12 protein-coding genes are annotated in these 13034 nt (G+C 70.0%); 11 read left to right on the forward strand and 1 reads right to left on the reverse strand.

The features are described from left to right. Nucleotides 1–85 precede the first annotated feature (85 nt). The 11 genes from MXD58_RS09120 (at nt 86) to MXD58_RS09170 (ending at nt 11955) form a co-directional block, all read left to right on the forward strand. Nucleotides 86–352, forward strand: a complete 267-nt coding sequence (locus MXD58_RS09120) for a hypothetical protein (RefSeq protein WP_250609196.1) — start codon at nt 86–88, stop codon at nt 350–352. Nucleotides 353–574: 222 nt separating this feature from the next. Beyond that, complete coding sequence (locus MXD58_RS09125) at nt 575–1588, forward strand: effector-associated domain EAD1-containing protein (protein WP_248836569.1); 1014 nt, start codon at nt 575–577, stop codon at nt 1586–1588. A 376-nt stretch (nt 1589–1964) separates the two neighbouring features. Then, entirely contained in the window at nt 1965–2954 is a 990-nt protein-coding gene (locus tag MXD58_RS09130; protein ID WP_248836568.1) for an ABC transporter ATP-binding protein, read from the forward strand. Further along, nucleotides 2954–3802, forward strand: a complete 849-nt coding sequence (locus MXD58_RS09135) for an ABC transporter ATP-binding protein (RefSeq protein WP_248836567.1) — start codon at nt 2954–2956, stop codon at nt 3800–3802. The genes MXD58_RS09130 and MXD58_RS09135 overlap by 1 nt, the downstream gene beginning before the upstream one ends. Before the next feature lie 13 nt (nt 3803–3815). Next, nucleotides 3816–4853, forward strand: a complete 1038-nt coding sequence (locus tag MXD58_RS09140; protein ID WP_248836566.1) for an ABC transporter permease — start codon at nt 3816–3818, stop codon at nt 4851–4853. 2 nt (nt 4854–4855) lie between these two features. After that, a complete protein-coding gene (locus MXD58_RS09145) occupies nt 4856–5821 on the forward strand; it encodes an ABC transporter permease (protein ID WP_248836565.1) in 966 nt (321 codons plus the stop codon). A gap of 163 nt (nt 5822–5984) precedes the next feature. Next, a complete protein-coding gene (locus MXD58_RS09150) occupies nt 5985–7685 on the forward strand; it encodes an ABC transporter substrate-binding protein (protein WP_248836564.1) in 1701 nt (566 codons plus the stop codon). Nucleotides 7686–7823: 138 nt separating this feature from the next. Then, entirely contained in the window at nt 7824–9137 is a 1314-nt protein-coding gene (locus tag MXD58_RS09155; protein WP_248836563.1) for an NtaA/DmoA family FMN-dependent monooxygenase, read from the forward strand. Beyond that, entirely contained in the window at nt 9137–10426 is a 1290-nt protein-coding gene (locus MXD58_RS09160; protein WP_248836562.1) for an NtaA/DmoA family FMN-dependent monooxygenase, read from the forward strand. The genes MXD58_RS09155 and MXD58_RS09160 overlap by 1 nt, the downstream gene beginning before the upstream one ends. Nucleotides 10427–10500: 74 nt before the next feature. Further along, on the forward strand, nt 10501–11010 hold the full coding sequence (locus tag MXD58_RS09165) for a flavin reductase family protein (RefSeq protein ID WP_248836561.1): 510 nt from the start codon (nt 10501–10503) through the stop codon (nt 11008–11010). A gap of 54 nt (nt 11011–11064) precedes the next feature. Beyond that, entirely contained in the window at nt 11065–11955 is an 891-nt protein-coding gene (locus MXD58_RS09170; RefSeq protein ID WP_248836668.1) for an MBL fold metallo-hydrolase, read from the forward strand. On the opposite strand, the gene MXD58_RS09175 is transcribed toward MXD58_RS09170, so the two are convergent. After that, complete coding sequence (locus MXD58_RS09175) at nt 11912–12469, reverse strand: NUDIX hydrolase (protein ID WP_248836560.1); 558 nt, start codon at nt 12467–12469, stop codon at nt 11912–11914. The two genes, MXD58_RS09170 and MXD58_RS09175, sit on opposite strands and share 44 nt — an antisense overlap. Nucleotides 12470–13034: the final 565 nt, after the last annotated feature.

The following is a 13034-nucleotide window of genomic DNA, read 5'->3' on the forward strand; positions in this document are numbered from 1 at the left end:
ATATATACAGTGATATGTGTTCGTCGCCAGCGTATTTTTTTTATAAGAGACAGCAAACACCGGGGGCGGGGCGATCGGCGCGTGCATGCCGGTCGCCTCCGCGGAGGCGATGCGCGCCCGCGCGGACAGCTCGGGCACCGCCTCGGGCCTGCTCGGTCTCGTCCAGTTCGCCCTCGGCGGCGTGATCGGCCCGGTCGTCGGCGCCTTCGGCTCCGGCAGCGCCCTGCCCCTGGGCATCGGCATGAGCGCCTGCCTGCTGGCCGCCTTCGCGCTGTGCCTGCACCCTGCCCCGCGGCGGGCGGCGGCCTTTCCCACCGGGACCGCCAGCGACCGCAGCCAGAACAAGGCCTGACCGCGAAACCACCCGGTTCGGATGGTGGCCGCTCGACACAGTCTGACACCGTACGGCAGCGCCGACGCCTGAATACTGGCATCGTTACCGGCGCCGCCGGACCGTGGATACTGGTAGCCATCACACCGATTGAACACGGGGGACTCACATGGTGGGCGTCGATGCCCGCACGGATCGTCTACCCGTTTACCCGACACCGTGCCCACGCGGGATTCACCAGAGATGAACGAGCGGCTCTCCGACGACGAGGTCGCCGAGCTCGCACGTGTCTTTCCGGATGTGACCAGCGCCCGCGAGGCATTGCGGTCGGCCGGCTTTCCGATGGGACGGGAGCCGTCCTGGTCGGTGGATTCCCCGATCGCGTTCTGGACTGAGACCAACAGCCTGCTCGCCAACGGCATACTGCCTGACGGCCGTTCACTCATCATGACGCTGGCGGCCCAACGACTCGGCGCACCCGGGCAGTCGAGCGCCTGGCGGTTCAGGCCGAACTCGCGCAGGCCTCACCGGCGGCGGCTTCGGGTCCGTGTGATGTCGATTGTGCTTGTACCGCTGGCGAGTGTCATCGCCTACTTTGCGGTGAACCGATCCCCACCAGCCGCGCAACTCCAGGTAGACGATCTTGTGGTGGAGCAGACCGACTCGTCGGACCGTCCGTCCCAGGTCGTCGTCACGCTGCACAACACAAGCTCACGGCGTGTCGTGGTTACCCGAGCGGTGCTGACGGTCGTCGCCCACGTCTCCGTACCAGTGTGCTACCAGAACGGAGAGCTGCCCATCAGCGCGGACTACGGGGTCAGGCTGCCCAAGAATCCAGTTGAAAGGCAGATTGTGAGCACGCCGGTGAGTCAGCAGCTGGCTCCCGACGAAGCGGACCGGTTCGCGCTCCAGCTCGCCAAGCCCGCGGATACCGCGACCCACCTCTACCGTCTTCAGCTTTCCTTGCAGCATGACGGAGACAAACGCCCGCTGACAGTCGGTGAATTCATGGTCTCCACCCCATACGTCCCGCACTGGGAGGACGCCCAGTACCTGAGCTGGAAGGACCCTGAAGGCCCCAAGCGCCTGGCGGACCTGGGGTTGGCCGTACAGGCACGGGTCACCTCCTGCCTTGAACACAACACATCGGCGCTGGAGCATTTTTTCGGAAGCCCCGACGAACGGCAGCGAACAAATCTGATCATGCCGGACCCGCTAGCCCAAATGATGACAGGGCTAGGTGACAGGCGGAAGTGACCGGGACGCCGACCAAAGTCACGACCCACGGTGCCTGACAGGCGGGGGCCCGAGGACACCGGTCACCGCGACCCGCCGAGCGAACTGCCCGCTGCCTGGTGCGCTCAGTGCGCCGCGGCGCACTGCTCCGTGCGCTGTGGCCCGTGGGCCTGGCGGGGCGGAGCCACTCGATGTGCGGTAGGCGGCGCGGCCTCGGCCGCAGCGGCGTAACCGAACGTTTCCCCCTGTGCCGCAGGTACTGTGGCGTCACGATCATCGGCGCAATGCGCGGGTTACCCACCTCGCCCTGACGAGAAACACGTACCCCTGACTGTTGTCCTGACGGTGACCGGCGGCAGCGCCCGCCCGTCACGCGGACGACCAGGGGCGGTGGCACGTGACGGCTCGGAATGTGATCGACGAGGCGGGGCCTCGGACCACCGCGGTCAGCGACCCGGTGGAGGGGGACGCACCCATCCTCGCCGTCGAGGACCTCACGGTCCGGTATGGCACCCGCAGCGGTGAGGTGACCGCGGTCGACGCGGTCAGCTTCGCTCTCGGCCACGGCGAGCGGGTCGCGCTGGTCGGCGAGTCCGGCTCCGGGAAGTCCACCCTGGGCCTCGCCCTGGCCGGCTTCCTGACCCAGGACAATGTGCACGTCGAGTGCTCCCGGCTGGACTTCGCCGGCGCCGCGCTGGACCGGGACACCCGGTCGCGCCTCCCGCGGCGCACCCCCGGCCTGTCCATGATCTTCCAGGACGCGATGACCACACTCGACCCGGTGTGGCCGATCGGCAGCCAGCTGCGCGCGGTCATCCGGGCCGCGGGCAGGGCCGACGGCGGTGGCCGGCCGAGCCGCGCCGACGTGCGCGAACGCGCCCGCTACTGGCTGGACCGGGTGGGGCTGCGCGACACCGAGCGGGTGCTGCGCGCCCGGCCGTACGAGCTCTCCGGCGGCATGCGGCAGCGGGCGATGATCGCGATCGCGCTGTGCGGCGGCCCGAAGCTGCTCATCGCCGACGAACCGACGAGCGCGCTCGACGCGTCGCTGGCGCGCGAGGCGATGGAGACCATGCTGACGCTGACCGGGCAGAGCTCGACGAGCGTGCTGGTGATCAGCCACGACATCCTGCTCGCGCAGGAGTACACCGACCGCACCTTCGTGATGTACGGCGGGCGCATCGTCGAGCAGCGCACGTCCGCCCGCCTGGTGGACACCGCGACGCATCCCTACACCGTCGCCCTGCTGCGCTGCGTGCCGACACTCGCCAGCGCCGAACTGGACGAACTGCCGACTCTCGCCTCCGTCAATGCCGAGATCACCGGCGTAGACGAACCCACCGAGGTCACCGGCACCCCCGAGCCCGCCGCGAAGGAGAGCGCCTGATGGACCGGTTCGGCCAACTGGCCCTGGACGCGGTGTCGAAGTCGTTCGGGCCCACGCACCGGCGCCACCTCGCCGTTGACGGCGTCACCCTGGAGGTGACGCCCGGCGCGCGCATCGGGATCGTCGGGGAGTCCGGCTCGGGCAAGTCGACGCTGGCCCGGATGATGGTCGGTCTGGACGCGCCGAGCGCCGGGTCGATCAGCTTCAACGGGGTTTCGCTGCGCAGCCTGCTGCGGCTGCGCGCCTCCCGGCTGGAGCTGCGCCGCGAGGTGCAGTTCGTCGCGCAGGACACCACGTCGTCATTCGACCCGCTGCGCACCCTGCGCGACTCGATCCGCGTCCCGGCGCAGCGCCTGGCCGGCCTGGACCGCAGGGCCGCCGACGAGCGGGTCGACGCGACGGCGGTGATGCTCGGCGTCTCCCCCGAGCTGACCGACCGCCACCCCGGTGAGGTCTCCGGTGGGCAGCGCCAGCGCCTCGCGATCGCCCGCGCGCTGGTCGTCGAACCGAACCTGCTCGTCTGCGACGAGGTGGTCTCCGCGCTCGACGTCTCGGTGCAGGGCTCGATCCTGAACCTGCTCAAGCGGTATTGCGTCGACCGGGACGCCGCGCTGGTGTTCGTCTCGCACGGCCTGCCGGCGACCGCGTTCGTCAGCGACCGCCTGCTGGTGATGCGCGGCGGCCAGGTCGTCGAGCACGGGCCGACGAGCACGGTGCTGCACAGCCCGACCCATCCGTACACCCGTGACCTGCTCGCCGCCTTCCACGGCCCGCGGTCCGACACCGGTGCCGGTGTCGACGCGCCCGTCGCGCTGCCCCTGCCGCGGTCCCAGCCGGCGCCGGCATGAAAGGACTGCCCCGATGAGACAGACGCTTCGCCGGCAGCGGTGGTGGCTGGCCCGGATCATCGCGCTGCCGTTCCAGCTCATCGTGTTCGCGGCCGTCTCGTTCCTGCTGGTGCACAACATCCCCGGCGACCCGGTCGCGGTGCTGACCGGCGGGCAGGCCGACGCGGCGAACCGCGCGGCGATCGAGAAGCAACTCGGCCTGGACGGCAGCCTGCCGACCCAGCTGATGCGCTACCTCGGCCACACGCTCACCTTCGACCTCGGCCACTCCTACATCACCGGTCGGTCGGTGGCCAGCGAGTTCGGCGACCGCCTACCGGCGACGATCGAGCTGACGCTGATGGGCGTGTTCCTCTCGGCGGTGCTCGCGCTCGGGCTGTCGTACCTGGCGGTCACGCGGCCCCGCAACCCGGTGTCGTACCTGGTCCGCGGCTATGCGCGGATCGCCGGCGGGCTGCCCGACTTCGCCGTCGGCGTCGCCGCGGTGTTCGTCTTCTACGCGACGCTGCACTGGGCACCGGCGCCGCTGGGACGGCTGTCCTCGGACGTCGACGACGTGCCGAAGGTGACCGGCCTGCCGTTCCTCGACACGATTCTCACCGGCCGGTTCGACGCGTCCTGGTCGATGGCCGGACATCTGGCGCTTCCCGTCGCCACGCTGGTGATCTCCCAGGCGGGTGTGCTGGTGAAGATGCTGATCGGCGGGCTGGAGGAGGCCGTCGACGCGGCGCCGACCCGCTTTCGGATCGCTTCGGGCGCGTCGCCGGCGATGGTCCGGCTCAGCCTGGTCCGCCGGGCCCTGCCGCCGGCCGTCACCACCTGCGGAACCCTGTTCGGCTACGCACTGGGCGGCGCGGTGATCGTCGAGGCGATCTTCGGGTTCGCCGGCATCGGCAGCTACCTCAGCGACTCGGTGAGCAGTGGTGACATCCCCGCGATGCAGGGCTTCCTGGTCATCGTCGCGGCGGTCTCGCTGCTGGTGTTCCTACTCGTGGACCTCGCGAACATGAGCCTCGACCCGCGCCGGCGGCCCGGAGCCAGGACGGACTGACGATGACCTCGACGACACCGACCTCGACGACACCGGCCCCGACGACACCGGCCCCGACGACACCGGCCTCGCCCACGACCGCGGCGGCGGACCCGTTGGTCGGCGCGCCGCTGGCCGCCCCCTCCGCCGTGGCCCGCCCGGAGCGCCGGGGCTGGACCCGGTGGCCGCGCCTGGCGCTGCCACTGGTGCCGCTGGCCGCACTGGTGGCCCTGGCGGTCATCGGCCCCTGGCTGACGCCGCACAACCCCGAGCGGGTCTCCGGCCCGACGTCCGCCCCGCCGAGCGGCGAGCACCTGTTCGGCACCGACACCTCCGGCCTCGACGTGTTCTCCCAGACGCTGGCGGCGTTCCGCACGAACGTCTGGATCGCGACCGTGGCGGTGCTGCTCGCCACCGCGGGCGGGGCGCTGCTCGGCCTGCTGACCGGCATGAACGAGTCGGCCCGCGGGCCGCGCGGTCTCGCCGCCCGCCTCCTCGGGCGGATCGCGGACTTCGTCCAGGCGGTGCCGGGCATGCTGCTCGGCCTGATCACCGTCGCCTTCTACGGCGCCTCCCAGACCACTCTCGTACTGACCCTCGGCGTGGTGCTCGCCCCGCTGCAGGCCCGGCTGGTGCGCACGGAGGTGCTGCGGGTGCGCTCGGACGCCTACGTAGACGCCGCGCGGATGGCCGGCCTGTCCGAGCTGCGCCTGACCCTGCGCCACGTGCTGCCGAACTCCTGCCGGCCGGCGATGGAGAACCTGTCCGTGCTCTTCGCGGTGAGCATCATCCTGACCGCCTCGCTCGGTTTCCTCGGCGCCGGCCTGCCCACGCCGAAGCCCGAGTGGGGCGCGATGATCTCCCGCGGCGCGACCGACGCCGCCGTCGGCAACTGGTGGCCGGCGACCTTCCCGACCCTCGCCCTGATCATTACCGTGGCGATCATCGCCGCGGCCTCCTCGGCCCTCCTGCGCCGCCGCACCCGCTAGCCGGGCACCGTCGCCCTCCCGTCCACCCCTCACCTCCCGCCGGTGTTCCCTGCGCCCGGAACCCCTCCACCGGTGCTCACCGCCCGCTCCCGTCGCGGGCGGACCCTCCCCTGCCTCCCGGTCGTCCGGGAGCGCTTGCTTCGTCACTGACAGGAGTTCTCTGATGCGTGTCCGTCTCGCCTCCAGGCGGGGTGACCGACCAGGATCCGGCGCCGCCAGATCCGGCGGGTACCGCCGTCCCGCCCGCGCGGCCACCGCGGCCGGCGCCGCCGGCCTCGCCCTCGTGCTGGCCGCCTGCGCCGGCGGTTCCAGCTCCTCCACCAGCTCCTCGGGCGGCACGGACTCGCTGACCGAGGCGGTCGCGGCGCTGCCGACGGCGTTCGCCTACGACGCCGGGGCGTTCACCTATGAGGGGTTCGAATTCCAGATCAACACCCAGGCGCAGCTCGTGCGCAACCCGGTCGTCACCGCCGACCGGCCGAACGGCTCGCAGCAGGAGAGCTTCTTCAAGTTCGAGGGTGAACTGGCGAAGAGCTACGACGTCAGTTCCGACGGCAAGACCTACACCTTCCACCTGCGCGAGGGCGTCAAGAGCGTCGCCGGGCACGAACTGACCGCCGACGACGTCCTCTACTCCTACGAGCGCAAGTGGAACTCGTCCTCGGTCGCGCCGTTCATCTCGAAGCCGGCCATCTACGATCCCGCCAAGCAGTTCAAGAAGATCGACAAGTACACCGTCAGTATCACGATTGACCGGCCGGGCGACGGCCTCACCCTGCTGTCCCTGCTCGCGAACGTCTCCGGCGACATCTTCGACAGCACACTGCTCAAGCAGCACGCCTCCACTGCCGACCCGTACGCGGTGAAGTGGTCGGCGAAGGACGGCAACTACGGCTTCGGTGCCTACACGCTGTCGAAGTTCACCCCCGGCCAGAGCCTGGTCCTCAAGGCGAACCCGAACTACTGGGAGGGCGAGCCAGCCATCAAAACGATCACCCAGAAGGTGGTCGCCAACCCGGGCACCCGGACCAACCTGCTGCAGAACGGCGATGCCGACATCGCCGTGCAGCTACGTCCGTCCGACGTGGTCGCGATGAGCAAGGACTCGAAGCTGAAGACGTTCAACGTCGACTCCATCGAGTATCTCGACACGTTCATCAACACCACCAAGGCGCCGTTCACGAACCCGCTCGTGCGGCAGGCACTGAGCTACGCGATCCCGTACCAGAAGATTATCGATGACGTCTTCCTGGGCCGCGGTGACGCGATGAAGGGATTCATCAACCCGCACTACCCGAACGCCGTGACCGACGGCCTGCGGCAGGGCACCTACGACCCGGCCAAGGCGAAGGCACTGCTCGCCCAGGCCGGCGTGAAGAGCGTCAACGCGAAGATTCTGGTCGAGAACAGCATCCCGGCACTGGAGCAGGCCGCGGTGCAGCTCCAGTCCGCCGCCGCCGATGCCGGGTTCACCTTCACCGTCGACAAGCAGACCGCGACCGCGGTGAACGACCAGAAGGACAAGATGTCCTTCGACATCCAGCTCACGCTGAACAAGGCGATCAGCCAGACGCCGCCGTACGAGCTGCTGCTGTCGCTGACGAAGGGCTCGCCGCTGAACACCTCCGGCTGGTCCGACGACGCCTACTATGCGGCCGTCGAGAAGGGCAACCAGGCCGGCGACCCACTGTCGGCCGCCGCCGGCAAGGAGTGGAACGCGGCGCAGAAGATCTGGCAGGACGGCGCACCGGAGATCCCGATCTCCTTCGACCAGCCGAACGTCGTCTTCCGCGCGAACATCGACGGCTACGTCTACCGCTCCGAGGGCGCGATTGACTTCGCGCACCTCTCGAAGACCGACTGAGCAGGCAGCACAGGCAGTACGGATGGCCGGCCGGTCGGCGCAATTTACGCCGAACCGGCCGGCCATACCCGTGAAACACAGCCGGTATCTCCTGTACCTGGCACCCCATTTCCGCCCCCGTCGCGTCAGGGAGAAGTCATGTTCCACATGGGCTGGTTCGTCGGCCATGGATTCAGCGTGCAGAACTGGAAGGGCACCTGGGCCGGGTCCGGAGCGCGCGAGTGGAGCGGCCCCGACCTTTACGTGGACATGGCCAGGTCGCTGGAGCGGGCCTGCTTCGATTACATGATCTTCGAAGACGGCCTGATGATTCCGGACGGCTTCGAGGGCACGATGCGGGCCTACCTGAAGTACAACATGGAATGCCCGCGTTTCGACCCGACCGCGCTCATCGGCATTCTCGGCCAGGCCACCTCGCGGATCGGCCTGATCCCGACCATCTCCACGTCGTTCTACCCGCCGTTCATGGCCGCCCGGATGCTGGCGACCCTCGACCATCTGACCCGCGGCCGGGTCGGCGGGAACCTGGTGACCTCCTCCAGCCACCGGGCCGCGCAGAACTTCGGCTACGAGAAGCACTTCGAGCACGACCTGCGCTACAAGATGGCCGACGAGTGGATGGACCTCGTCGGGAAGCTGTGGGGCTCCTGGGAGCCCGGCGCCGTCGTGTTCGACGAGGAGACCGGAACCTTCGCCGACCACACCAAGGTCCACACCATCGATTTCGAGGGCGAGTTCTTTCGCAGTCGCGGCCCGCTCAACGCCGCGCCCGGCCCGCAGGGCCGCCCGGTGATCTGCCAGGCGGGCGGCTCCCCCGCCGGCCGGGAGTTCGCCGCCCGCAACGCCGACACGGTCATCTGCGTGCCGCTCGGCGTCGAGGCGATGAAGGCCTACCGGGAGGACATGTCCGCCCGGCTCATCGCCAACGGCCGCAAGCCCTCGGACTGCAAGGTGCTTTATCTCATCCAGCCGGTCCTCGGCGAGACCGAGCAGGAGGCGTGGGACAAGCGCCAGCGCATCCGCGCCGCCCAGCGGGAGGTGCCCGCGATCGAGACCCAGCTCGCGGTGATGTCCTATTTCAGCGGCCTCGACTTCAGCCAGTTCGACCTCGACAAGCCGCTTCCCGACCTGTCCGGCCAGGTCAACGGCCACCAGAGCTCGATGACCCGCTACGCCAAGGACAGCGAGGACGGCAAGACGCTGCGCGAGCTGGTCTGCACCCACGAGACGACCGTGAGCCTGGAGCTCGTCGGTACCCCCGACAGCGTCGCCGCGCAGATGGGCGAGGCGATGGAGGAGGTCGGCGGGGACGGCTTCCTGATCTCCAACGAGGTCGACCGGCACTCCATCGCCAAGATCTCCGACGGTCTCGCGCCGGCGCTCAAGCGCCGCGGCCTGATCCGCGACTCGTACACGCACGAGCACTTCCGCGACAACCTGCTGGAGTTCTGATGTTCCACCTCGGGCTGTTCACGGGCTGCGGGGTCCAGTCGTGGAACGGCATGTGGTCCGGCGAGGGGGCCACCGAGTGGCTCCACCCGCAGCTCTACATCGACGCGGCGCGGGCCGTCGAGCGGGCCGGGTTCGACTGCGTGATCCTCGAGGATGCCCACTTCATCCCGGACGTCTTCCGCGGCTCCATGGACTTCGCCCTGCACAACGGCTTCCACGCGCCGAAGCAGGACCTTTTCGTGATGGCACCGTTCATGCTCACGGCGACCGAGCACCTCGGCATCCTGCCGACGCTGACGACGACGTTCCACCCCCCGTACCTGGCGGCCCGCACCCTGGCGACCCTCGACCACATCTCCCATGGCCGGGGCGGCGCGAACCTCGTCATGTCGCACAACGACCGGACCGCGCAGAACTACGGCGCCGACGCCCAGGCCGACCACGACGCCCGCTACGACGCCGGCGACGAGTGGGTCGCCCTGGTCGAGGCGCTGTGGAACTCCTGGGACGCCGATGCGCTGGTCGCCGACCGGGACGCCGGCATCTACGTCGACACCGCGAAGGTGCGCCCGGTGGACTTCGAAGGGCGTTTCTACCGCTCCCGCGGGCCGCTGAACTCGCTGCGCCCGCCGCAGGGCCGCCCGGTGTTCTCCCAGGCCGGCGGCTCCGGGCGGGGCCGGGACTTCGCCGCGAAGAACGTCGACCTGGTGATGACGAACGTCACCGGCATCGACGCGATGAAGGAGTTCCGCGCCGACGTCGTCGCCAGGGCCGCCGCCCACGGCCGGCCGGCGGGCTCCTGCAAGGTGATGTTCAACGTCTCCCCGGTCCTCGGCGAGACGATGCGGGAAGCCGAGGACAAGCGCCAGCGCGCCCTGGCCGCCGCCGAGGCGAACATCGAGATCAACCTGGGCTGGTTGTCCTACTACAGCGGCATCGACTTCGGCCGGTTCGACCTGGACGCCCCGATGCCGGCGCTCTCGACCAACGCCAGCCGCAGCACCACCGCGCACCTCAAGACCCGCAGCGCCGGGATGACGCTGCGGGAGTTCGCCTCCCGCCCGGCGTCGGGCGCCGTCGAGCTGGTCGGCACCCCGGACGCGGTCGCCGCGCAGATGGGTGAGGTGATGGCGGAGGTCGGCGGGGACGGATTCCTCCTGCAGCAGCCGCTGTACCGCCAGGGCATCAGCATGCTCACCGATGGGCTGGCGCCCGCGCTGCGCCGGCGCGGCCTGATCCGCGACGGCTTCGCCCACCGCCACTTCCGCGACAACCTGCTCGACTTCTGACCGCGCCGCTCGACTTCTGACCGCGCCGCGGCGCGCACCGGACCGCCGGCTTCTTCACAGGGGAGGACCCTGCCGTGATCGGAACCGAGATGACCGTCGTCGACGCGACGACCGACCCGCGACTGCTGCGCTCGACGTTCGGCTGCTTCCCCAGTGGGGTGGCGGCGGTCTGCGCACTCGTCGACGACGTGCCGGTCGGGATGGCGGTCAGCTCGTTCACCTCGGTGTCGCTCGACCCGCCGCTGGTGTCGGTGTGCGTGGCGAACACGTCAACGACCTGGCCGCGGCTGCGCGCGCCGGCGCGCCTCGGCGTCAGTGTCCTCGGGGAGGCACATGACGTCGCCTGTCGGCAGCTTTCCGCGCGCGACGGGGACCGCTTCGCCGGGATCTCCTGGCGGGCCAGCGGCGCCGGGGCGCTGTTCGTCGCCGAGTCCGCCGCGGCACTGGAGTGCGAGCTGGTCCGGGAGGTCACCGCCGGCGACCATCTCATCGCGCTGTTGCGCGTGCACGCGCTCAGTTCCGATGCGACGGTGTCACCCTTGGTGTTCCATCACAGCCGTTTCCGCCAGCTGCTGGCCAGCTGACCCGCTGGCTCACCGCCGCAACAGCCGCACCGCCGGAGGCACGCCGTGGCATCCATGCCGCCCGACCTGGACCTCGAGCTACCGATCTGCGCCACCTGCGGGGTGCAGTACGGCGCGCCGCGGGCCGCGTGCCCCGTCTGCGAGGACGAGCGCCAGTACGTGGGCTGGGAGGGGCAGCGGTGGACCTCGCTGGCCCGACTGCGCGCCGAGGGCTACCGAGGGGTGCTGGCCCCGGAGGGCGCGGGGGTCACCGGCGTCGGCACCGAGCCGAAGATCTCCATCGGCCAACGGGCGCTGCTGGTCCACACGGGCGCGGCGACCATCCTGTGGGACTGCGTGCCGTTCCTCGACGACGACCTCGCCGGCCAGATCGCGGGGCTCGGCGGCATCGACGCGATCGCGATCAGTCACCCGCACTTCTACGGGGCGATGGTCGACTGGAGCCGCGCGTTCGGCGGGGTCCCGATCTACGTCCACGCCGCGGACGAGCGGTGGATCGGCCGACCCGACCCGGCGATCGAGCTGTGGAGCGGGGACACGCTGGCCATCGGTGACGGCCTGACGTTGATCAACGGCGGAGTGCATTTCGCCGGCGGCACCGTGCTGCACTGGGCCGGCGGCGAGGACGGCCGCGGCGCGCTGTTCTCCGGCGACATCCTGCAGGTCGTGCTCGACCGCCGGTGGGTGAGCTTCATGTACAGCTACCCGAACTACATCCCGGAACGGCCGAGGGTCGTGCGGCGCGCCGTCAGGCTCCTCGAACCGTTCGACTTCCACGCCGTGTACGGCGCGTTCTGGCAGACCGTCGTGCGCGCGGACGGCAACGCTGCCGTCCGCCGATCCGCCGACCGCTATCTGCGCTTCGCCACCGACGAGCCGCCGTCGGGCACGAACCCGGACGTCAGGGGACCAGCCGGGACTGGTGGGACGCCGCGCGGAGCTTGACGCCGAGCCGGCCGGCGATCTGGCCCGGGTCGACCCAGCGGATCCGGTTCGGTCCCTCGTCGGGCACCGCGAGACCGCGATCCTCGACGTGCAGCAGGTAGGTCACGTCGTAGTGCACATGCTGGGGCTCCCCCAGGACCGGGACAGCCTCCACGATCGTCGCGTCGACGTCGAACGGCATGATCCCACCGGGGATGACCATGTTCGCCTCCACACCGGCGTGCCGGGTGGCGTGCTCCAGCGCGGCGCCGAGCAGGGACGACGCGTGCGCCTCGACGTGGCCGCCTGGAAGCTGCCAGGTGGACGCCGCGCCGTTCATGACCTCGAGGACGCGCCAGTCAGGTGACACGACGGCGGCGCGACAGGTGACGTGGGCGGGCTGCGTGCTTCGGGCGGTGATCGCGGGCCCGTGGAGAGCAAGCACGACGAGGGAGCGGAGGAGATCCATCTCGTCTGGGTTCGCCTCGATGTAGCCGAGCGCCACACCGATCACCGCGTTGTTGGTGACCGTCACGCTCAGGGAACGTACTGGTGTTGTGGGGTCAGCACGGGGCACCGCCCCAGGACACACCGGAATTCGTAGTGCACACATGCCCTCACTTATAGTGTCGGCAGCCGGGTTGTATCGGTACAAATAGGTAGCTTCAGTGCGACCTCATCATGGACCTCGCCGTCCGACCAGCCGCGCACGGGGCGGCCGGGGCGGCCGGGGCGGCTACCGAGGGCCGCCCGCGTCGCGCGCCGTCGCGCCGGGTGTTGCCGTGACGCACCGTTCCCGCCACCCGGGCCGGGCTCCGACATGATGATCGCCTCCCGCAGGATCGGGTGAAGCGGACAAACATGGCAACAACCTTGTTGCTCGCTACCCCGCCCCTACCATCCCTAAACCTACCTAGCGCACCAAACACGATATTTTGCTCCCCCTTCAGTCCGCGCCCCGGCACGGACTCGACGCCCGGCGGAAGACGCCTGGTCAGGGCCCGATGACCGGCGGCGGCGAACCAGTCCGCGCGGTGATCGCCACCACCACGTCCGGGCGCACCCTCGGCCGGCCGCGTGGGCGTCCCCCGCGCCCGGCC

Source organism: Frankia sp. AgKG'84/4 (assembly GCF_023242965.2).
GTDB lineage: Bacteria > Actinomycetota > Actinomycetes > Frankiales > Frankiaceae > Frankia.